This is a genomic window from Gluconobacter roseus, from assembly GCF_046058915.1.
In the GTDB taxonomy this organism is placed as follows: domain Bacteria; phylum Pseudomonadota; class Alphaproteobacteria; order Acetobacterales; family Acetobacteraceae; genus Gluconobacter; species Gluconobacter roseus_A.
In genome coordinates, this window is record NZ_CP175538.1 from 1,932,086 (window position 1) to 1,952,907 (window position 20,822).

At 59.9% G+C, this 20,822-nt stretch carries 16 protein-coding genes, 2 tRNA genes and 1 pseudogene; 9 read left to right on the forward strand and 10 right to left on the reverse strand.

Annotated elements, in window-relative coordinates:
• Positions 1–210: 210 nt before the first annotated feature.
• On the forward strand, positions 211–3,240 hold the full coding sequence (locus ACJ2A4_RS08990) for a Hint domain-containing protein (RefSeq protein ID WP_408872568.1): 3,030 nt from the start codon (positions 211–213) through the stop codon (positions 3,238–3,240).
• A gap of 156 nt (positions 3,241–3,396) precedes the next feature.
• Here the strand turns inward: ACJ2A4_RS08990 and ACJ2A4_RS08995 are convergent, their stop codons facing one another.
• Entirely contained in the window at positions 3,397–6,042 is a 2,646-nt protein-coding gene (locus ACJ2A4_RS08995; RefSeq protein ID WP_408872569.1) for a TonB-dependent receptor plug domain-containing protein, read from the reverse strand.
• 333 nt (positions 6,043–6,375) lie between these two features.
• Positions 6,376–6,798 carry an alternative ribosome rescue aminoacyl-tRNA hydrolase ArfB gene (gene arfB / locus ACJ2A4_RS09000; RefSeq protein ID WP_194259753.1) on the reverse strand — a complete coding sequence of 141 codons (423 nt, stop codon included), beginning with the start codon at positions 6,796–6,798 and terminating at the stop codon, positions 6,376–6,378.
• A 172-nt stretch (positions 6,799–6,970) separates the two neighbouring features.
• On the opposite strand from arfB, the gene ACJ2A4_RS09005 reads away from it, so the two are divergent.
• Positions 6,971–7,046, forward strand: a tRNA-Lys gene (locus ACJ2A4_RS09005).
• Positions 7,047–7,158: 112 nt separating this feature from the next.
• Positions 7,159–7,320: a hypothetical protein gene (locus ACJ2A4_RS09010; protein ID WP_167494581.1), complete on the forward strand. Its 162-nt coding sequence runs from the start codon at positions 7,159–7,161 to the stop codon at positions 7,318–7,320.
• Positions 7,321–7,342: 22 nt separating this feature from the next.
• Here ACJ2A4_RS09010 and ACJ2A4_RS09015 read toward each other — a convergent pair whose 3' ends face one another.
• From ACJ2A4_RS09015 to ACJ2A4_RS09025, 3 genes are all read right to left on the reverse strand, one after another.
• Complete coding sequence (locus tag ACJ2A4_RS09015) at positions 7,343–10,000, reverse strand: 2-oxoglutarate dehydrogenase E1 component (protein WP_408872570.1); 2,658 nt, start codon at positions 9,998–10,000, stop codon at positions 7,343–7,345.
• Between the two features lie 132 nt (positions 10,001–10,132).
• Positions 10,133–10,432: an alpha/beta hydrolase gene (locus tag ACJ2A4_RS09020; RefSeq protein ID WP_408872571.1), complete on the reverse strand. Its 300-nt coding sequence runs from the start codon at positions 10,430–10,432 to the stop codon at positions 10,133–10,135.
• A 38-nt stretch (positions 10,433–10,470) separates the two neighbouring features.
• Positions 10,471–11,094: an alpha/beta hydrolase gene (locus ACJ2A4_RS09025; RefSeq protein WP_408872572.1), complete on the reverse strand. Its 624-nt coding sequence runs from the start codon at positions 11,092–11,094 to the stop codon at positions 10,471–10,473.
• A 192-nt stretch (positions 11,095–11,286) separates the two neighbouring features.
• On the opposite strand from ACJ2A4_RS09025, the gene ACJ2A4_RS09030 reads away from it, so the two are divergent.
• From ACJ2A4_RS09030 to ACJ2A4_RS09045, 4 genes and pseudogenes are all read left to right on the forward strand, one after another.
• Positions 11,287–11,610 carry a hypothetical protein gene (locus tag ACJ2A4_RS09030; RefSeq protein ID WP_408872573.1) on the forward strand — a complete coding sequence of 108 codons (324 nt, stop codon included), beginning with the start codon at positions 11,287–11,289 and terminating at the stop codon, positions 11,608–11,610.
• Positions 11,611–11,690: 80 nt separating this feature from the next.
• Positions 11,691–12,329 (forward strand): 2OG-Fe(II) oxygenase, encoded by a 639-nt coding sequence (locus tag ACJ2A4_RS09035; RefSeq protein WP_408872574.1) that lies wholly within the window; start codon positions 11,691–11,693, stop codon positions 12,327–12,329.
• A 23-nt stretch (positions 12,330–12,352) separates the two neighbouring features.
• Positions 12,353–13,417, forward strand: coding sequence for an aspartate-semialdehyde dehydrogenase (locus ACJ2A4_RS09040; RefSeq protein ID WP_408872575.1), 1,065 nt, complete (start codon positions 12,353–12,355; stop codon positions 13,415–13,417).
• A gap of 3 nt (positions 13,418–13,420) precedes the next feature.
• Positions 13,421–14,310, forward strand: a pseudogene (locus ACJ2A4_RS09045) (N-acetylmuramic acid 6-phosphate etherase).
• Positions 14,311–14,412: 102 nt separating this feature from the next.
• Here the strand turns inward: ACJ2A4_RS09045 and ACJ2A4_RS09050 are convergent.
• Positions 14,413–14,835 carry a host attachment protein gene (locus ACJ2A4_RS09050; RefSeq protein ID WP_408872576.1) on the reverse strand — a complete coding sequence of 141 codons (423 nt, stop codon included), beginning with the start codon at positions 14,833–14,835 and terminating at the stop codon, positions 14,413–14,415.
• 459 nt (positions 14,836–15,294) lie between these two features.
• On the opposite strand from ACJ2A4_RS09050, the gene hemH reads away from it, so the two are divergent.
• Positions 15,295–16,326 (forward strand): ferrochelatase, encoded by a 1,032-nt coding sequence (gene hemH / locus ACJ2A4_RS09055; protein WP_408872577.1) that lies wholly within the window; start codon positions 15,295–15,297, stop codon positions 16,324–16,326.
• A 406-nt stretch (positions 16,327–16,732) separates the two neighbouring features.
• Positions 16,733–18,043 (forward strand): glycoside hydrolase family 68 protein, encoded by a 1,311-nt coding sequence (locus tag ACJ2A4_RS09060; protein ID WP_408872578.1) that lies wholly within the window; start codon positions 16,733–16,735, stop codon positions 18,041–18,043.
• A gap of 113 nt (positions 18,044–18,156) precedes the next feature.
• Here ACJ2A4_RS09060 and ACJ2A4_RS09065 read toward each other — a convergent pair.
• The 4 genes from ACJ2A4_RS09065 to ACJ2A4_RS09080 form a co-directional block, all read right to left on the reverse strand.
• Positions 18,157–18,233: transfer RNA gene (locus ACJ2A4_RS09065), tRNA-Pro, on the reverse strand.
• Between the two features lie 59 nt (positions 18,234–18,292).
• Positions 18,293–19,000: a signal peptidase I gene (lepB, locus tag ACJ2A4_RS09070; RefSeq protein WP_408872579.1), complete on the reverse strand. Its 708-nt coding sequence runs from the start codon at positions 18,998–19,000 to the stop codon at positions 18,293–18,295.
• A gap of 136 nt (positions 19,001–19,136) precedes the next feature.
• Complete coding sequence (locus ACJ2A4_RS09075) at positions 19,137–20,042, reverse strand: FAD-binding protein (protein ID WP_408872580.1); 906 nt, start codon at positions 20,040–20,042, stop codon at positions 19,137–19,139.
• A complete protein-coding gene (locus ACJ2A4_RS09080) occupies positions 20,042–20,791 on the reverse strand; it encodes an electron transfer flavoprotein subunit beta/FixA family protein (RefSeq protein WP_408874144.1) in 750 nt (249 codons plus the stop codon). The genes ACJ2A4_RS09075 and ACJ2A4_RS09080 overlap by 1 nt, the downstream gene beginning before the upstream one ends.
• Between the last annotated feature and the right edge of the window lie 31 nt (positions 20,792–20,822).

Sequence of the window (20,822 nt, forward strand, 5' to 3'; positions counted from 1 at the left end):
CTGCCCCGCAGGAGGCGCCCCCGTTGCGGAAGTTCCTAGTCCCTCATGCGGCGGGACATGTCACGCGCACGAAAGATTCACGAATTTGCGCAAAATCAGGGCCGCAGTTTGCATATTATTAACTTGCGCGCCTTATTTGAAACCGTTAGCAATTCCCAAACATACACCGGCGAGTCTTCTCTGCCGGAAATCTTTTTGGAAGATCTCATCATGGCCGATACGACCACCGGAACCGACGACGTCACCTACAAGAGCGACGAAACCAGCTTTCACCAGCATGACTATGCCTGGGACTGGGCTGGTTCCTCAACGGGCGGGGACTGGTCCGATCCGAGCAACTGGGCTCTGAAAAATGCCGGCAATCCGGTGGACACGACCGATAATTCCTTCAGCGGCGACGCCATTCCCCAGAGCGAGCAGAATGCGGACGTCAATGTCGGTTATTACGGCAACACCACGCCGTTCGTGGTCGTATCCAATGCCGTGCTGTACAACCAGATCCGCAGCCTCAGCGTCTGGCAGAACAGCACCCTGAAGATCACGGCGCAGGGCGGAAACGGCTACGTCTTTGCGACGGCCGGTGTGGAAAACTACGGTACGATCATCGTCGATACCCCGTCCAAGGTCGAACTCGGCGGTGTAACGTCAGGCGACGGCACCCTGACGATCATGAACAACAACGGGAACGTGACGCTTGACGATGCGCGCCTGAACAACGGTACGCTGAACCTGGTCAACTCGACCCTTGGCAGCGAGGCCGCTCCCGTTTCGATCGCTGGTGGTACGGTCAACCTTCAGAACAGCACGCTCGTTGCAGGTCTGTATGGCGAAGGCTCCACGCTCAACGTCGATCCGGCAAGCGTCAACACGATCTATGTCAGGAACCTCTACACCAACGACAGCGGTTCCGTGCAGAACACCGTTATCAACGGTGTGTCTGAAAACACCCATTTCGGTGTCCTGAGCGGCGGTGACTCCACGCCGACCTCCGCCACCTATGCCGAGAACTCCGACGGGTCCTACACCCTGACGATCAATCTCAGTAACGGCCGTGCCATCACCTATCCGACGGTGCATGTTGCAGACGGCTTTACGCCTGCCGCCCATGCGACGATCGTTCAGGATGGAACGACAGGCTGGCTGATCGAAGATGCCGGTACGAGCACGGCTTCGGCGTCTTATGCTACGAGCGATCTGCACCAGCAGATGGCTTCAACGGCCGCTGCTGCAGCAAGCGCCGGTGGTGACACCTCCCAGTACAGCACCAACGCCGTCAGCTATCACAACCACGATGCCGCATGGCGCTGGACCGGTCCCGCCACCGGCGGTGACTGGTACGATCCGAAGAACTGGACGCTGTATGACGGCCAGGGCCATGTCATTAATACGACGGGCAACTCCTTCAACGGCGACGCAATTCCGCAAAGCGAGCAGAACGCTGACGTCAATGTCGGCTATTACGGCAACACCACGCCGACTACCGTTGTCGCCAACGCACCGTCCTACAACCAGATCCGCAGCCTCAGCGTCTGGCAGAACAGCACGCTGGAAATCACGGCAAATGGCGGCAACAACTACAACGGCTATGTCTTTGCCACGGCCGGCTTCGAAAACGATGGCACGATCCTGATCAACACCCCGTCGAAGGTTGAACTCGGTGGCGTCACGATGAACCGTGACGATGGTACGATCACGATCATGAACAACGACAATAACGTCGTGTTCGATACCAACAACGTCAATAACGGCGGCACGATCAACCTGATCAACGCCACGCTGGGCTCGGCGACCAACCCGCTCTGGATCAGTGGCGGCACGGTCAGCCTGTCGCAGGACAGCAGCCTGTTCCTGAACCCGAGTGAAAGCATCAACACCATCAATGTTGATCCTTCGACGGTGAATACGGTTTATGTCGAAGCCAACGGTTTTCTGCATAACAACTCTGCCAACAACCAGAACATCGTCATCAACGGTGTGTCCGCCAACACGCATTTCGGTATCTCCGGTGTCACATCCGCTCCGACGGCTGCCACCTACACACCGAACGACGATGGTTCCTACACCCTGACGGTCAAGCTGGTTGACGGTCGCGAGCTGACCTATGGCAATATCCATACGGCTGACGGTTTCACGCCTGCCGCCACGGCATCCATCGTTCAGGACGGCAGCAATGGCTGGATTGTGGAAGACAACGGCACCACGACCTGCTTCCTTGCTGGCAGCATGATCCGCACGCCGGAAGGTGACGTTGCCGTCGAGACCCTGCGTCTGGGCAGCACGGTTCTGGCTTTCGTGAACGGTGAGGCCGTTGAGCGCACCGTGACCTGGGCCGGCCGGGCACATATGGTTGCCAAGACGGGTCTGAGCGATGCCGAGGCAGGTTATCCGGTCCGCATCATGAAGGATGCGCTGGCTGAGGGCGTGCCTTACAAGGACATGCTGGTCACGCCGGAGCACTGCCTGTTCATCAACGGTGGCTTCATCCCGGCCCGTATGCTCGTGAACGGTCGTTCCGTGGTCTATGACCGCACCATGTCGTCCTACGACTACTTCCATGTGGAAACGGCAGAACATTCGGTCATCATGGCTGATGGCATGATGACGGAAAGCTATCTCGACACCGGGAACCGTCACTCTTTCCGCCAGAACGGCACCGTCGTGTTGCTCGGTGGCCGTGCACGCAACTGGAATGATGACGCAGCCGCTCCGCTGGTTGTCAGCCACGAGGTAGTCGAGCCGATCTTCCGTGAGATCGAAGCCCGCGCCATCAACGCCGGTTTTGAGAACACCAGCCCGGCTCCGGTCCTGACCGACGACTCCGGTCTGCATCTCGTCACCAGCACGGGCCAGACCCTTCATCAGGTCCGGACCGCCAATGACCGCGTGATGTTCATGATCCCGTCCGACGTGACGGAAGTTCGCCTGATGTCCCGTACGTCCCGCCCGAGCGAGACGGTTGGACCGTTCATGGATGACCGTCGTGACCTCGGTGTTCTCGTCGGTGAGATCACGCTGTTCGACTCTGGCAACACGATCCGCATCGACCAGCACCTGACGGAAGCTGGTCTGGCTGGCTGGGATGTTCAGGAAAACATTGCAGCGCGCTGGACCAACGGCAATGCGATGCTGTCCCTGACGGCACGTCAGCCGAACAGCCTTGGCATGCTGGCCATCCAGGTTCTGGCCGCAGGTCCGTATCTGGTTGCCGCGGAAGAAGCCGAAACGGCCCACATCGCCTGAGACAATCCGGTCTGAAAAGGAAAAAGGCCTTATCCCTTCGGGGGTGAGGTCTTTTTCTTTGTCCATTTTCCCAGGCGCTGGTCTGAAGCACAGCCTCAACAAAAAAGGCGCCCCTGTATGGGACGCCTTTTCCTGTGGGCAGTTGGAAAAACGGTCTCAGAAGTTGGCGTTGATCCGTCCATAGTAATAGCCGCCCGTGATGGGGACCTGCAGCGAGAACTGGTCGTAGATCTGGGCGCCGCGGGAGTTGTTGATCTGCGGAACGCGACGGGGGCGGACATTGAAAATGTTGTTCGCGCCGATCGCCAGATGCCAGTGGCTGTTGAAGCGGTATCCGACTTCGATATCCGTCAGCCAGCGCGGTGTATTCTTGAACTGCGCAAAGCAGCTGTTGGAATAGGCCAGCTTGCCGCCGCTCGGGCAGGTGAGCGTCTGGTCCGTCCAGTCAGAGTAGGTCAGCATGTCCGTGGTTTCGCCGTAGCGGGTCTGGCGGACGTTGAAGTCCCATTTCCCGATCGTATAAAACGCGTTCAGGATGATCTTGCTGCGCGGATAGGCGGTCGTGATGTAGCCGATGTTCTGCGCGTTCAGCAGCGGATTGCCGTTGGTGTCCGTTCCGTTGTGGTGCAGACGCGTCCGGTTCAGGTCCAGCGCCATGCTGAGGTTCAGGTTGCCGGCATTGTGGAAGCGGAACATGTAGTCCGCCTTGATGTCGAGACCCTGCGTGCGGGTGCTGGCGCCGTTGGTCATGTAGTAGGCGGAGACGTTGTCGAGCGTGATGCTGTTCAGAGGCAGGGAGTATCCCATGGCTTCAATGGCATCGACGGCGGGCTGACCATTGACGGTACCACCGCCCACGATCCGGTCGCGCAGATTGATCTGATAGACGTCTGCCTCGACATGGAAGTTCTTCACGGGCTCCAGGACGATGCCGCCGCTGGCGCTGACGGAGCGTTCCGGCTTCAGGGCGCTGGCGCCGAGAATACGGGCGGCTGTCGAATTGACGGGCAGCAGGCCGGAGGCGCCGGTCGGGTCCACGTTCATGGCACTGTAATGCTGTTCTGCCAGCGTTGGAGCGCGGAAGCCGGTGCTGATCGTGCCACGGATCGCGATGCGTTTGCTCACGTCATAGCGCGTCGAGACCTTGCCGTTTTCCGTGTTGCCGACATCTGTGTAGTGCTCGAAGCGTCCTGCGAAATCGAGATCCCAGTGTGGGAGCAGGTGGAAGTCGCCATCGACATAGGCGGCCCAGATGTCACGGCTCCAGTTGCCGGCGCTGTTGGGACCGAGACCGGCATAGCCCTGCGTGCCGCCCAGTTCATAGGAGGGCGGGGTGCCAGCCTTGATTTCATAGGTTTCGAGGCGGTGTTCGCCACCAAAGGCCAGCGTCATGGGAACGACGTTGGCAATATTGAAGTGGCGGCGGAAGTCCAGATTGTTGGTCCACTGCGCCATGCGATAGGTTTCAGCGCGCGTCGTGTTGGGCGACCAGCCGCAGCCATCTGTCGAATAATAGGATGACGTCGGATCGGTTGAGCAGGTGCTGGCGAGCATGCCCGTATTGGCGGTGTTCTTGTTGCCGATCTTGTTGCCATCCGCGCCGTATGTGGTGCTCAGATCCCAGTCGAACCCGAAGAAATTGTCACCCTTGAGGCCAAGCGTAGCAGCGTAATCGTTTTCTTCCGATGTTTCGAGCGGGGAGAAGCCCGCCGGATACATGGTGGGCGCGATGACGGGCGTGCGGTAGTTTTCATACGCTTCGCCGTGGCGGTGCATATAGGTGATGAGGCCGTAGAAATTCACGCCTTCGGTGATGGTCTTGCCGAAGTCGATGGCAAGGCTTTCGCGGGTCTCTTCCGGCGTGCTCATGATCTTGTTAGAATCAGCGGGCACGTTCATCGCGTTCGGAACGATACCGTTATAGTATCCCGTTGTGTTGGCGTTGGTGGGCCAGCTTCCGATCAGGCGGTGGTCCCGCGCGCCGACGACCATGTGATCCGTGTGATAGACTTCGCCGCTGAGGTGCAGGTAGCCGTCACTGCCCCATTTCACGCCGCCATCAGCGCCGACCTTGTACTGCCAGCCATCGCCGTTATAGGCGTTTGCGCCGGTCTGTACGGTGGTCTGGATGCTGTGGGCCTGCTTTTTGGTGATGATGTTCACCACACCTGCAATTGCGTCCGAGCCGTACATCGCGGCCGCACCGTCTTCGAGCACTTCGATATGGTCGATGGCATTTGCGGGGATCGTGTTCAGATCGGCGCCCGTGGAGCCGAACTGCGGACCCGCATCGGCGGTGATGTTCGCCGTGTTGTGGCGGCGCTTGCCGTCCACCAGAACCAGCACTTCGTTCGGGCCGAGACCGCGCATCTGGATGGAGGACGTCAGGGCTGCGGAATCCGCGCCCATGGCCACAACGTTGATGGAGGCATAGGTCCGGGTCAGGGCATCCGAAAGGTTCAGCATGCCGGAACGGCGGAGCGTTGCGGCAGAGACTACGGTGACGGGGGACGTGCTTTCGCGGGCCTTGCGGTTCGTCGCATGGGTGCCGGTGGTGACGTTGATCGTTTCGGCTTCGCCCGTGAAATTGACATCGGTCTTTTTGTGGCGCGGTGCGGCCGCAGGCTTGGCCGTTGAAGCTGTGGCAGGCCGGGCGGCAGCGTGAGCGGCGCTGGTAGGCTTTGCGCTGTGATGACGTGTGGCAGGCTGATCGGTGGTGGTCGTTGCGGCCATGGCTGACATGCAGGGCATGACCGAGACGGCCGTTGTCATGAGCAGGGAGATGCGATGCCGGTACTTCATTACTACTATCTATACCTCCATGAGACGCCGCTCTTGGGTTCAGAGGGGGTTTCGAAAGAGTAATGATAAAATCTCGTTACATGAAAGTAGCAAAAATGATTCGTGTGACAGATTTTCTGCCTGTTGCATAAGAGCAACAAAATCCTGTAGGGCTACCTGTTCCGGACATGATGTTTCCAAAGTGGTATCAAATGGGAAACATATTTTCAAAAGCGCCCGTGCGGCATCGAGGTGCTCAGGGGATGAATGGTGCGATTCTATGTTACTTGAGCGTATCAGATGCAGGGCGAAGTTGCATAAATGCGCGTTGGCTCTGTTCCGGCCTGCGCCTGCTCAGTCGTCGAGACGGACCTTCCGGTTGCGCTTGATGCCAGCCCGGTGGGATTTGCCATCCAGGCGACGCTGTCGCGCCGCTTTGCCCGGACGTGTGGCAACGCGGAATGTCGGGCGGTGAGCTGCCTTGCGGATCAGCTCTGCCAGACGCTCGATGGTGTCTTCACGGTTTCGCTGCTGGGTCCGAAAGCGGCGACCTGTGATGATGATTTCGCCATTCTGGGTCGCGCGACTGCCTGCGAGTTCGATCAGCCGCGTACGGATACGGTCGGAAAGGGCCGGGGATCGGGCAGCGTCAAACCGGAGTTGTGCGGCGGTGGCGACCTTGTTGACGTTCTGTCCGCCCGGGCCGGAAGCCAGGATATAGGTCACTTTCAGTTCGTCTTCTTCGAGAAAGAGACCGGGAAGAATCTGAATGGACATCTGTCTCTTCCTTATGAAGCTGAAAAAGGAACAGCCGTCCGTAAAACAGACTGTCTGGCGGCCATAGCCTCTTTCGGCGTGGGAAACCATGCAGGCCCCCCGCTTAAACGCCTGTTTTTCAGGGAGATGAGGTTGACGCCCTCATGGGTTGTGGGGTAGCCAGCGTGCGGATGAACCGGTAGCTCAGTTGGTAGAGCATTCGACTTTTAATCGAATGGTCCTGGGTTCGAGTCCCAGCCGGTTCACCAATTCCCTGTAAAATCTGTAAAAACCATCGTCTCCTGCTAGGGGCACACTGTAGCGCATGGCCGTTTTGCGGCGTAGGGTGGCGCAACGGAACGACATTAAGGGGAAACGCTGATGACGCGTGCTCGGATTGGGGTGGCGCTTGCGCTGCTGGCGGCTCTTGCGGCCTGTGGGCCGGATTATGGTGGTCAGGGGTCGCGGCAGTTCCGTGGCGACGACTATGGGAATGTCGGGGCGGGCCGGAGCAGCTATGGCTATCAGGGCGGCCCGACCTGAGGTTTTCCTGACGTAAAAAGGTTCAGGACAGGGCGTCCTGAACCAGTTTTGCCTGCTGGGCCGCATGAGCGCCTGGCAGACCGGTCGCGGGTGAGGCCGCGCCTTCGCGACCGACATAGTCCGGGCGCTGCACGCGATGATTGCAGCCGCGCAGCGCGCGTTCGATGCGACGGTCCACGAAAATCCAGGCGCCATTGTTCTGCGGTTCTTCCTGACACCACAGAACCTGTTCCGCATCCGGGTGGCGGACAAGCTGCTCCATCAGGGCGTGATGCGGGAACGGGTAGAGTTGCTCGATGCGGATGATGGCGACGTCGTCACGGTTCTGGCGCGTCCGTTCGGCAGCGAGATCATAATAGACCTTGCCGGTGCACAGAATGATGCGCCGTGCGCCGTCTTCCTTTGCCGGGTCCGCGATGACGGGCTGAAAGCGCGTGTGCGGCCCCATGGCGTCAAGCATCGAGACGGCGTCCTTATTGCGCAACAGGGATTTGGGCGTGAAGACGACCAGCGGCTTGCGGCAGCGTCGGGCAATCTGGCGGCGCAGGGCGTGGAAATAGTTGGCGGGCGTGGTGATGTCACACACGCGCATGTTGTTTTCGGCGCAAAGCTGGAGGATGCGCTCGGGACGGGCCGAGGAATGCTCCGGACCGCCGCCTTCATAACCATGCGGCAGGAGCAGGGTCAGGCCAGAGGTCCGCAGCCATTTGGTTTCGCCCGATGCGATGAACTGGTCGAGGATGATCTGCGCACCATTGGCGAAATCGCCGAACTGCGCTTCCCAAAGGACCAGTGCTTCCGGATCGCCGAGGGAATAGCCGTATTCGAAGCCGAGGACAGCATATTCCGAGAGCGGCGAGTTCCAGATGTTCAGTGGCGCCTGATGGGGCGCGATATGGGTCAGGGGCGTGTCTTCGCGTCCCGTGTCCTGATCGAACAGGACGGCATGACGCTGGCTGAACGTGCCGCGGCGGCTGTCCTGCCCGGACAGGCGGACGGGATGTCCGTCCATCGACAGGGTGCCGAAAGCAAGGGCCTCGGCCGTGGCCCAGTCGATCGGACCACCATCGGCGACGGCCTTGCCGCGGGCGATGATCTGCCGGGCCAAGCGCGGATGAACGGCCAGCCCTTCAGGGATCGTGCCGATGGCCTCTCCGACTTCCTGAAGGCGCCTGAGAGGCACGCCGGTCATGGGCTGGATGCGATCCTGTTCGTCCTGCAGACGCGTCGGATCTTCGGGACCGTCCAGCCAGTCCGTGCCATCGGGCTGATAGGTTTTGGATTTTTCGAACTGTTCTTCCAGACGATGCTGGAAATGGGTCCACATGTCCTCGACTTCGATTTTGGTCATGACGCCGCTGCGGATCAGGTGATCGGCATAAAGGCTGCGTGTCGTGGCGCGGGACTGGATGGCATGGACCATCGTGGGTTGCGTGAAGGCGGGCTCGTCGGTCTCGTTATGGCCGTGACGGCGATAGCAGACGACATCCAGCACGATGTCGGACTGGAACGTGCGGCGCCATTCATGGGCCAGGAATGCACAGCGTGAGACGGCTTCGGGATCGTCGCCATTGACGTGCAAAATCGGAGCCTGAACGGATTTGGCAATGTCGGTATTGTGCAGGCCGGAATGGGCGTCGGACTGGACGGTGGTGAAGCCGATCTGGTTGTTGATGATGACGTGAACCGTCCCACCCGTCCGATAGCCTTCCAGCTTCGAAAGGCTGAGGGTTTCATACACCACGCCCTGTCCGGCGAAGGCGGCGTCGCCATGAACGAGAATGCCCAGATGGTGCTGGCGGTTCCGATCCTTTTCGCGGTCCTGATCGGCGCGGACGCGGCCGAGCACGACCGGGTCCACGGCTTCAAGATGCGACGGGTTGGGCAGGAGCGAGATGCGGACAGTGTGGCCGGCATGTTCAAGCGTGGTGGCGGTGCCAAGATGGTACTTCACATCTCCGGAGCCCTGGATGTCATCGGGCTTGAAGGAGGCGCCGGCGAATTCGCTGAAAATGGCGGCGAACGGCTTGCGCAGGATATTGGCCATCACGTTCAGGCGGCCACGATGCGGCATGCCGAGCGAGACGGAACGCACATCATCCTGTGCGGCAGCATCGATTAGGGTCCGCAGGGCCACAATGACGCTCTCGCCGCCTTCGAGCCCGAAACGCCGCATGCCCATGAAGCGCTTCTGACAGAACTGCTCGAAGCCCTCGGCGCGGGTGAGGGCGAGGAGAATGCGCTTCTGGTCCAGTGACGGGCCAGGGGCGGGATTTTCCAGACGGTCGATCCACCACTGGCGCTGGGCCGGGTCCTGCAGATGCATGAACTCGGCGGCTGTCGTGCCGCAATAGGCGCGGCGCAGACGGGCGATCAGATCCCGGTCCACACCTGACGGTGTGAGTTCAGGAATCTCGGGTGTGGGAGCGAGGCCGAGCGGGTCCAGCGCTGCGATGGAATGTCCACGCAAGCGATAGGCGAATTTCAGGCTCTCGGCACTGGCATCATTCTGATCAGCTGTGTCCGGGCCGCTCAGGCGATCGGAGCCGAGGGTCTCGAACAGGGATGCGAAGGCGGGGTCCACGGATGCGGGGTCGTGCTGCCAGCGTGTGTGCAGCTCCGCCAGATAGACGGTGTTTTCGCCATTGATGGCGTCCCGGTCATCATGATGGTCGCCCATGAACTCGTCTCCTGTGTCCCCGGGGGCCGCGCTCCTGCCGGGGAGAGGCGGGTCCGGGGGCTGTCATATGGCCGCACAGTTTAGCGGACTGGCAGAAGAGGGCCAATCTCTGCCTTTCCCGAACATCCTTTGTCAGAGACCGAAGCCGCGTTTCATGGCGTCGATCCGGCGTGCGATGGAACGGGTGGCGACCGGTGTGTCTGTCTGGTCGAAGATATGGCAGGCGCCGGGCACGATTTCCAGTTCTACGGAGATGCCCTGATGGATCAGGCGCCGCGCATAGGCGAGATCTTCATCCAGAAACAGGTCCAGCGCGCCGACACACAGATAGACCGGGGGCAGATCGGACAGGTCGGTTGCGCGGGCGGGAGCGGCATAGGGCGAGACGTCTGCCGAACCGGGCGCTACGGGATTGAGGAGGGCCGTCCACATGAAGGTGTTGCTGGCGCGAGTCCACAGGAACTCGCCCCCTACCGGGAAGCGTCAGGCTGGCCCGTAATCGTGCGGTCGTCGAGCACGGGGTAGATGAGGTTCTGGAACAGCAGCGTCGGCCCTTCGCGGTCCCGGGTCAGCAGAGCCAGTCCCGCAGCAAGGCCGCCGCCTGCGCTTTCGCCGGTCAGGCCGATGCGGGCAGCGTCGATCCCGAGTGTGTCGGCATTGCGGGTGATCCAGCAGAGCGTTGTGTAGGCGTCCTCGATCGCGGCCGGGAACGGGTGCTCGGGGGTGAGGCGGTAATCCGGGGAGATGACCACGCAATCCATCTCCTGTGCGAACTGGCAGAGCTGGGTAGTGGTGAGCTCGGGCTGGCCTGCGAAATAGCCGCCGCCATGCAGATGCAGCAGTGCTGGACGCGGGCCTGTGGCTTCCTTGCGGGGACGGACGGTCAGAAGGCGGATCGGGGGTGCGTTATCCGTGCCGGGGATGTTCAGGCGCTCAAGGGTGACGGGATAGTCTTCGGCCTGAAGGAAGGACTGGCCAGCAGTCTGTTCCAGTCCGCTCCGGAATGCGGGCAGGGATTCAGGAGAAAGATCGACGGTCGGAATTTCCTCAAGGAGTGGAAGAAGTTCGGGAAGGACCAGAGAACGTGTGTTCATGAAAGAACGCCTTGGGTCGGAAAATGGAAAGCAATTGAGGCAGGAAAATCATGTGGGATTCCAGTGGTCGGACCGCTTGAAGGCAAAAATCTGTCTGCTCTGCCACAAAGTTGCCGCAACTTTTGAGGGCCGAGAGTCGTCTAGTCCGGTGACCGGTCTTGAGCCGGCCTCGTTGAGATGGGAGTTCCGCACATGCGTGCTCTGCTGTTTCTGGCGGTTGTGACAGGAAATGTTTTTGCCCTGACAGGAATGTCCCTCGCGGCTGATGGCCCCCGGCGCGATGATCTCTCCGCGCATACTGTTCTGACGGATGATGCCGGTCAGTCGGGTGTGGATCATCGACTGCTGGAATGCAGGATCGATCCGCGCCTTCTGCATACAGTATGGAACGGGCAGGTTTCGTCCCAGCCGAAACCCCATGTCTGCACGGGCGGTGCAAACCGTCTGGGGGCAGGATATGTCCGCTATCTGGCAACAAGCCGGATGGTGAAGGCACACAGGCTGCTGCGGGGGTAATATTCTTTCGCAAAAGGCAGGTCTCACATGTGTGGAATAGGCCTTGTCGCAGACGTGGGCCGCGTCTAGCCTCCTGCGCCATGAGCAGGATTTCCCTTGATTATGATGCGTTCGAGAGCACGCCTGTTGCGGAAAAACCGTTTCCGCATGTGGTGGTGCCGCATTTCATCGGCAATGACGATCTGAAGGCAGTTGTCTCGGACCTGCCGGAGATGAAATCCGGCGGCTCCTTTCCGCCGGAAGCGCTGAAGCTGACGCCGCGTGTCTCGGCCATGATTGCGGAACTGCAGGGGCCGAAACTCAAGGCACTGGTGGCTGAAAAATTCGGGCTGGATCTGGCGGATGCGCCGACCATGCTGACAGTGCGCGGGCGCACGCGGGAGAAGGACGGGCGGATCCATCGGGACTCTGAGGCCAAGCTGGTTACGATCCTGCTGTATCTGAACCCGCGGGGCGAGGACTGGGCATCACGCGATGGCTGTCTGCGGCTGCTGAACGGACCGGATGACGTCGAGGATTTCGATGTTGAGGTCACGCCGGCGGAAGGGACGCTGCTCGTGTTTCCGAACGGTCCGGCGACCTGGCACGGGCACCGGCAGTTCGTGGGAACGCGGTATGCGATCCAGCTCAACTACATGGCGACGGGGCGCAAGGCCCGCTACGAACTGCGGCGGCACCGTCTGTCGGCGCTTTTAAAGCGTCTGCCCTTTTCGGGCTGATTTTCAGGGAACGGGAAAAGATCATGGGTTATCGGGTTGCGGTTGTTGGCGCCACGGGTGCGGTGGGGCGTGAACTGCTGCGAATTCTGGCGGAGCGGGACTTTCCGGTCGATGAAGTTGTGGCGCTGGCCTCTCCACGGTCGGCCGGACGTGAAATTTCTTTCGGGGACAAGAAAGTCCTGAAGGTTCAGAACCTCGAGACGTTCGACTTCAAGGGCTGGGACATTGCGCTGTTCTCGCCGGGTGGTGCGGTTTCGGCCGTCTATGCGCCGAAAGCTGCGGCTGCGGGATGTGTGGTGATCGACAACACGTCGCATTTCCGCATGGAGCCGGGCGTGCCCCTGATCGTGCCGGAAGTGAACGCGACGGCAATCGGCAAGGCCAGCCGTGGCATCATCGCCAACCCGAACTGCTCGACCGCGCAGATGCTGGTGGCGCTCAAGCCGCTGCATGACCTGTTCCGGATCAAGCGTATCGTGGTCTCGACCTATCAGGCCGTTTCGGGCGCCGGCAAGGACGGGATGGACGAGCTGTTCGCCCAGACCAAGGGCACATTCGTCAACGATCCGCCGACGGTTGCGCAGTTCACCAAGCAGATCGCCTTCAACGTCATTCCCCATATCGACCGTTTCATGGATGACGGTGCGACCAAGGAAGAGTGGAAGATGGCGGTTGAGACCCGCAAGATCATGGACCCGGACATCAAGGTTCTGGCGACCTGCGTGCGCGTTCCGGTGTTCATCGGTCACTCCGAGGCCATCAGCATCGAATGCGAGAAGCCGGTTGATCTAAAGAAGGCACGCGAGGCGCTGCGCAAGGCACCGGGCGTGATCCTGCGCGATGAGCGCGAAGACGGCGGCTATGTCACGCCGATCGAATGTGTGGGTGAGGATGCAACCTATGTCTCCCGCCTGCGGATTGATCCGTCGGTCGAGAACGGTCTGGCGCTGTGGTGCGTATCCGACAATCTGCGCAAGGGCGCGGCCCTCAATGCGGTCCAAATTGCGGAAAGCATTGTGGAGCAGGGGCTTCTGAAGGATGGGCAGTTGTTCCGTCGCAACGAAGTGCCGGATGAAGACGAAGACTGAGTGATGACGTCATCCCGTACCGAGACGGTTCTTGCGGCCAATGAGGATATCGAGCGCCTGTCGCTCGATGTTCTTCTGGACCGGCTTCTGACGTCCCAGAAGGCGGCTCTGGACCGTGTCGGGGAGGCATTGCCATCTATTGAGCAGGCTGTTGAGGCCGCTGTGCCCCGGCTTCAGGCCGGTGGCCGGCTGGTCTATGGGGGGCGGGGACGTCCGGGCGGATCGGGTTGCAGGACGGTGTTGAACTGACGCCGACCTTTGGTCTCGCTCCGGAGAAGCTCGTCCTGTTACTGGCTGGCGGGGCCGGGGCGACGACACAGGCCGCCGAGGGCGCGGAAGACCGGGAAGATCAGGCGCGGTTTGATCTCATGGAACATCATCCGAATGAACATGACGTGGTGATCGGCGTCGCAGCGAGCGGTAACACGCCCTATACCTGCGCCATTGTTCAGGTCGGGCGGGAAGTGGGGGCGCTGACAATCGGTGTCAGCGGCAATCCGGAATCGCGTCTGCTTCGGGAAGCGGAACTCGGGATCTGTATTCCGACGGGTGCCGAGGTTCTGGCGGGGTCAACGCGCATGGCCGCAGGGACCGCGCAGAAAGTCACGCTGAACCTGTTTTCCACGGCGCTGATGACGCGTCTGGGGCATGTCTATCGGGGTCGCATGGTGGATATGCGCATCAGCAACGACAAGCTTCAGGCCCGTGCAGAGCGGATGGTCATGGAATTGGCTGGTGGAACGGCCGAGGAGGCGCGTGAAGTCCTCAAACTGGTCCAGGGGAATACGAAACGGGCTGTTCTGTTGCGGCGTGGAGTGGCTCTGGCTGATATCGAGCCGCTTTTGGAACAGACGCGGGGAAATCTGCATCTGGCGCTTGCCAGACGGATCTGAAGTCTTCGGGGCCGCCATTGGCCTGACCAGAAATGATCGAAGCGAGGCAACCCCCTGTTGCGGGAAGGCTGTCTGAAAGCCCTCCCGCAGATCTGACCGGAATCAGACGGAAGCGAGTTCGGGCCAGCCGGTTTCCGGACGGTCGAGATGCTTCAGCAGGTCGTGGTCAGGCGTATTGACGAGATCCTTGACCACCGTCTTGAAGAGCTTCTTGTTCGTCGGCTTGTCGAGATGCTCGCGGATTTCATGCATGGCCTGCGCCGGTGCAACAAGCAGGATTCCTTCCACATCGCTGTTCTGCGCGGCCTTGTTGATGTGGTCAGCCAGATCGCGGGTGAAATGTTCCTTGAGCTGCTCATGCGGGTTTTCGCGCGGTGCCTTGATGGAGCCGACATCCGTCTCCGCATTGGAACCCTTGTGCAGGTCGAAGCTTGCGATGGTGCGGAGCTGCGGGCCTTCAAGGCGCAGGAAGCGGGCTTTTTCGCCGTCGGCAACAACGTAAATGACGGGATCCTGTGTAGCCATGTCTGGAAATCCTTGTTTCAAAATCGGACTGTGCGTCTGTAACAGCTTTGAGATGGGATGGTTGCCATCAGCAGGCAAGATGATGCAGAGTCGTATTCTCTTAAGATGCTGAAAACAGAGGAATATTTCATTTCCTTGAATGTTTTTTGAAGAATTCGGAATTTTTTTGTTGAAACGCAGACGCGATGTGCTCAATCTCTGAATTGAGCCCACCAGAAAATCTTTTCCAAAGGCTCAAAGGAGGCAAGTATGGCTTTGACGAATACTCTTCTGCCGTATGTTGGTCCGATGACAATCGCTGTTGCGGTGTTTGCCTATACTATGTTGCAAGGGACGCGGAAACCGGATGTTTCCTATGCGAAAGTAAGGCATCGACGATAGCGTCCCGTAAGGGGCGCGTATCTCCAGACGCTTTACCTCTTTCCTAAGTGCCTTCCCGGTTCCAGAGTAGAGGGCACTATGGCATTTCTTCACAAAACCCCCCGTATCGCTCCTCCGCCAGAAGGCCAGACCGGTATTCTCCTTATCAATCTCGGGACGCCTGACGACACAGGCTATTTCTCGGTAAGGCGGTACTTGAGCGAATTTCTCTCTGACCGGCGTGTCATCGAGAGTCCTCCCCTGATCTGGCAGCCGATCCTCCAAGGCATCATCCTGACAAAACGTCCCTTTGCTAGTGGTGCAAATTATGCGCGGATCTGGCACAAGGAAGAAAACGCTTCTCCGCTGCGGGTTTATACGCGCAAGCAGGCCGAAGGTCTGGCGGAACGGCTCCGTGCCGATGGCGTCCCCGTTGAATGGGGGATGCGTTATGGTCGCCCTTCTGTTGCGAAGGCTGTTGAAAGCCTGATGGATCAGGGCTGTGACCGGATCGTCAGCATCGCGCTTTATCCGCAATATTCCGCTACGACGACCGCAACCGCCAACGATCAGCTTTTTCGGGCACTCATGCGCCTGCGTCGCCAGCCGGCCGTGCTGACCGTACCGTCATTTCCGGATCATCCCGCATTCATCCGCGCTCTTGAGACATCCGTGCGGGAGACGCTGGCCGGGCTGAACTTCAAGCCGCAGCAGATCGTGGCCTCGTTCCATGGGCTTCCCAAGGTCTGTATTGAAAAGGGCGACACATATCGCGACGAATGCGAGCGGACCATTGCTGCCCTTCGCAAGACCCTGGATCTTGATGAAGCGCAGATGCCGCTGACGTTCCAGTCCCGGTTTGGACCACTCGAATGGGTTCAGCCCTATACGGCGCCCTTCGTCACGGCTCTCCCGAAACAGGGCATCACGAAAATCGCCGTTATCATGCCAGGGTTTATGGTGGACTGCCTTGAGACTCTCGACGAAATCGGAAACGAGCTTCGGGAAGAGTTCATGGAAGCAGGGGGAGAGGAATTTGCTCTTATTCCCTGCCTGAACGATTCGAAAAGCGCCGTCGATCTTCTGGAAGATCTTTCACGCTCGGCAATGGCCGGTTTCCAGCGCAACTGAGTGCTGCAACCTTCTGATTTCCTGCAGAACCCACCCGTCACCGGGTGGGTTTTTTTGTGTTCATTCGCGGCCTTGGCGAGGGCTGGCGGGGAAAGACAGCATTTTCCGGCTTGCATTGCGCGCAGCCTTTCCCTATAACTGTGGCATTGAGCCATAAAACGTAGTCAATAAATGGCTCATAAAATAATTTGAGATAAAGTTTTTGCAAAAAAGGTCTCTCCGAAAGGACAGGCCTTTTTTTGTTGGCAGCTTCGGAAGAAAGACACGGTGTCCTGTGGAGAAATTACGGCTCCACACAGGTCCGATACAGCTTTCTTCTGCAAGGTTTCCAGGATCTGGCATCAATAGGATGTCCCGGTTCCTGGAAACCGTCTGAAACTTTCTTTTTTCATTTACGGGAAAAATCATGAACGCTGTTTCCAGCACGCAAAGCGCAATCCAGTCGGGTTCGCGCTGGACGATCGCTGACGCGATGAAGATCCATACCGATGATCCGACCACGACCATGCCGGTCATCGACTATGCTTTCCCGGTCATCGATTCCGATGTGTGGCAGTGGGATACCTGGCTGCTGCGCGACATCCACGGCAAGACCGTGACCTTCAAGGGCTGGTACGTCATGTTCGCCCTCGTGGCCGACCGTTCCGCAACGGGCGATACGGTTGAGGGCTGGCACAGCCGCAATAACTATTCCTATATCGGCTACTACTACAGCCGCACCGGTAACGGCGCGGACTGGAAGTTCGGCGGCCGTGTCATCAAGGAAGGCGCCAACTCCCGCAGCTGGGAATGGTCCGGCTGCGCGGTCATGCGCGAGAACAGCGGCAGCACGGTCGATCTGTTCTACACTTCCGTCAATGACATCCCGTCCGAGTCCGTTCCGTCCTACACGACGGGCCGTATCCTCGCAGACGCCAACGGCGTGTGGTTCGAGGGCTTCGATGTCTGCACGGACATGTTCCAGGCGGACGGCGTGAACTACGCCAACATCGTCGAGGACCAGTACTGGGACTTCCGCGATCCGCATATCTTCCGTAACCCGGACGACAATCAGATCTACGCCCTGTTCGAAGGCAATGTTCCGGGCATGCGTGGTGATTTCACCATCGGCTCCGACGAGATGGGCCTTGTGCCGCCGGCCACGACCGTTCCGGCCGGTGCACAGTATGGCGCCGCCGCCATCGGTATTGCGCGTCTGAAATCCGACTCCACCAAGGGTGATTTCTCGCAGTGGGAAATGCTGCCGGCGCTTGTCACCGCGCTCGGCGTCAATGACCAGACGGAACGCCCTCATGTCGTGTTCCAAGACGGTCTGACCTACCTGTTCACGATTTCCCATCACTCCACCTTCACCGGCAACAGCACGGGTCCGGATGGTGTGTATGGTTTCGTGTCACGCAACGGCATTTTCGGACCATATACCCCGCTGAACGGGTCCGGCCTCGTGCTCGGCAATCCGTCCGCTGCGCCGTACGAGACCTATTCGCACTTCGTCGATCCCGCCGGTTACGTGCAGTCCTTCATCGACACCCTGCCGCAGCCCGGTTCGGCTGATCCACAGGATCCGGCGACCTATCGCATCGGCGGCACGCTGGCGCCGACGGTGAAAATCGTCCTTGACGGTGAGCGGACCTTCCTGACGGAAGTTCATGCTTATGGTCAGGTCTACGCCCAAGGCGTCTGGCCGACCTCTTCGGCCTGGGACAAGCGTTCCTGAAGCCGTTTTGCCCTCTTCCGAAAGGGGGAGGGCATTTTTCTGCGTTTCAGGCGCAGAAATGCGCTGGCCTGAGGCCAAAAAACTGTTTCAGCGATTTCTGGAAAATTATCGGCTGGTCGGAGTGAGAGGATTCGAACCTCCGGCCCCTGCGTCCCGAACACAGTGCTCTACCAGGCTGAGCTACACTCCGGCCGACGGCGCTTCTCCTACAGGGGTTAACGCTTTCCTGCAAGAGGTCAGAGCGAAAAATCAGAGAATGAGTGCCGTTCGGGTGATATCCCGCCATGACCAGAGGACGGCTTTTGCCTGTCCCTGAAGATTCCATATGGGCAGAAGCCCTACGCCACCTTCCGCAACACTCACACGTGAGTTGGCGGAATTGTCCCGATTGTCGCCCATGACGAACAGATGACCGGTCGGGACCGTGAAAGGCGCGATGTTATCCAGTTCGCCATCCTGCGAAAGTTTAAGGATGTTGTGATGCACATTCCCCGGCAGGGTCTCATCATAGCGTTCTGCCGGAAGCCAGACGCCTCTGCGGCTCTCCTCAGGGGCAGGGCCCATGTCCTTCCATGCCAGTTCGGTCCCATTCAGGACGACATGTCCATGCACCAGCGCGATCCTGTCACCGGGCAGGCCGATGACGCGCTTGATCCAGGTCTGATGCAGATTGGCCGGTGCCCGGAAGACGACGACGTCTCCACGATGGGGCAGATGCCCGAAGAGGCGTCCTCCGCTGTTGTCATGCGGCTTCAGGGCATGACCGAAGGGCAGGTTGGCCGTGCTGAGACCATAGGAAGGCACAACAACGCCGATCTGGTCCCCGATCATCAGCGTGGGCTCCATCGAGGCCGAAGGTACGATGTAGGCGGCGGCAAGGGCACTGTGAATGGTCAGGAAGCCCAGAAGGACGGGCAGGCAGGACAGGATGTCTTGGGCGAATTTACGCAGGGTCATGATGGGTGTCTCCGTGCCCTGAAGAGTGCCTCATGGGCGGCGGAGAGCCAGTTAAACCTCTGTCAGGTCCTGTCATGAAAAAAGGGGCGTCCTGTCATGGGGCGCCCCTTTTTTATCGTTTCGGCGAAAGAGCGCCTTACAGCGCCTTTTCGAGTTCCGGCAGGATTTCGAACAGATCGCCCACGATGCCGTAATCGGCGACTTTAAAGATCGGCGCTTCCGGATCGGCGTTAATCGCCACGATGACGCGGCTGTCCTTCATGCCGGCCAGATGCTGGATCGCACCGGACAGGCCCACGGCGATGTAGAGTTCCGGAGCCACGATCTTGCCGGTCTGTCCGACCTGCATCTCGTTCGGGGCAAACCCGGAATCCACGGCTGCACGCGATGCGCCGATGGCGGCATGCAGCTTGTCGGCGATGGGTTCGAGCAGCTTGAAGTTCGCGGCGTCCTTCATGCCCTTGCCGCCGGAAATCACCACGCGGGCGGATTCCAGTTCCGGACGGTCGGATGCCGAAAGCTCGACCTTCACGAAGACGGACTTTTCGCTGGCTGGAGCCTCGACCGTCTCGACCGTGGCGGAACCACCCTCGGCTGCGACCGGATCGAAATTGGAGCCGCGGATCGTCAGCACCTTGATGCTGTCGGAAGAGCGGACCGTCGCCAGGACATTGCCAGCATAGATCGGACGCACGAACGTATTGGCGTCCTTGATCTCGACCACATCGGGGATCGGCTGCACGTCCAGCAGGCCCGCCAGACGCGGCAGGATGTTCTTGCCGGTGGCGGAGGCTGCGGCCACGATGTGGCTGTAGTCCTTCGCGCGGGCCGCCAGCAGGTCGGCAGCAGGCTCGGCCAGATCGTTGACCAGACCGGGCACGCTGAGAACGCGCGTCACACCCGGCAGGGCAGCAGCGGCTTCCGCACCGTCTCCGAACACGATGGCATCGACGGCACCAAAGCGGGAGGCTGCGGCAACGGCCGAACGGGAAGCCTGACGGACGGCGCCGTTTTCGACTTCAACCAGAACAAGAGCGGTCATCAGATCACCTTCGCTTCTGTCTTGAGCTTCTCGACCAGTTCGGCCGCGCTGTTCACCTTCACGCCTTCCTTGCGCTCGGACGGCTCGGCCACGGAGACCACCGTCAGGCGCGAGGCTGTATCGACGCCGAGGCTGTCGATCTCGATCGTCTCAAGCGGCTTCTTGCGGGCCTTCATGATGTTCGGCAGGGACGCATAGCGCGGCTCGTTGAGGCGCAGATCCGCCGTGATCACGGCCGGGAGCGTGAGGGACACGACTTCCGTACCGCCGTCGATTTCGCGGGCGACTTCGACGCGACCATCGGCAACCGTCACGGCACTGGCGAACGTGCCCTGCGGCCAGCCGAGCTTGGCGGCCAGGATCTGACCCGTGGCATTCATGTCGTCGTCGATCGCCTGTTTGCCCATGCAGACCAGGCCGGCTTCCTCGCGCGTGGCAATGGCCTTGAGCACGTTGGCCACGGCGCGCGGCTCAAGCGTCTCGTCCGTGCGCACGAGAATGGCGCGGTCCGCACCCATGGCCATGGCCGTACGCAGAACGTCCTGCGCGGCCTGTGCGCCGATGGTTACGGCCACGACTTCCTTTGCGGCACCCTTTTCACGCAGGCGCACCGCTTCTTCGACCGCGATTTCGTCGAACGGATTCATGGACATTTTCACGCCCTGCGTTTCGACACCGCTGCCATCGGCCGCTACACGTACCTTGACGTTGTAATCGACCACCCGTTTGACTGGGACCAGAACTTTCATCGTCATCTTTCGCTGCTGTCGCCGCCACAAA

Coding starts and splice junctions, on each gene's coding strand:
- ACJ2A4_RS08990 (WP_408872568.1), top strand. CDS start 211: ATGGCCGATACGACCACCGGAACCGACGACGTCACCTACAAGAGCGAC.
- ACJ2A4_RS08995 (WP_408872569.1), bottom strand. CDS start 6,042: ATGAAGTACCGGCATCGCATCTCCCTGCTCATGACAACGGCCGTCTCG.
- arfB (WP_194259753.1), bottom strand. CDS start 6,798: ATGTCCATTCAGATTCTTCCCGGTCTCTTTCTCGAAGAAGACGAACTG.
- ACJ2A4_RS09010 (WP_167494581.1), top strand. CDS start 7,159: ATGACGCGTGCTCGGATTGGGGTGGCGCTTGCGCTGCTGGCGGCTCTT.
- ACJ2A4_RS09015 (WP_408872570.1), bottom strand. CDS start 10,000: ATGGGCGACCATCATGATGACCGGGACGCCATCAATGGCGAAAACACC.
- ACJ2A4_RS09020 (WP_408872571.1), bottom strand. CDS start 10,432: ATGTGGACGGCCCTCCTCAATCCCGTAGCGCCCGGTTCGGCAGACGTC.
- ACJ2A4_RS09025 (WP_408872572.1), bottom strand. CDS start 11,094: ATGAACACACGTTCTCTGGTCCTTCCCGAACTTCTTCCACTCCTTGAG.
- ACJ2A4_RS09030 (WP_408872573.1), top strand. CDS start 11,287: ATGCGTGCTCTGCTGTTTCTGGCGGTTGTGACAGGAAATGTTTTTGCC.
- ACJ2A4_RS09035 (WP_408872574.1), top strand. CDS start 11,691: ATGAGCAGGATTTCCCTTGATTATGATGCGTTCGAGAGCACGCCTGTT.
- ACJ2A4_RS09040 (WP_408872575.1), top strand. CDS start 12,353: ATGGGTTATCGGGTTGCGGTTGTTGGCGCCACGGGTGCGGTGGGGCGT.
- ACJ2A4_RS09050 (WP_408872576.1), bottom strand. CDS start 14,835: ATGGCTACACAGGATCCCGTCATTTACGTTGTTGCCGACGGCGAAAAA.
- hemH (WP_408872577.1), top strand. CDS start 15,295: ATGGCATTTCTTCACAAAACCCCCCGTATCGCTCCTCCGCCAGAAGGC.
- ACJ2A4_RS09060 (WP_408872578.1), top strand. CDS start 16,733: ATGAACGCTGTTTCCAGCACGCAAAGCGCAATCCAGTCGGGTTCGCGC.
- lepB (WP_408872579.1), bottom strand. CDS start 19,000: ATGACCCTGCGTAAATTCGCCCAAGACATCCTGTCCTGCCTGCCCGTC.
- ACJ2A4_RS09075 (WP_408872580.1), bottom strand. CDS start 20,042: ATGACCGCTCTTGTTCTGGTTGAAGTCGAAAACGGCGCCGTCCGTCAG.
- ACJ2A4_RS09080 (WP_408874144.1), bottom strand. CDS start 20,791: ATGAAAGTTCTGGTCCCAGTCAAACGGGTGGTCGATTACAACGTCAAG.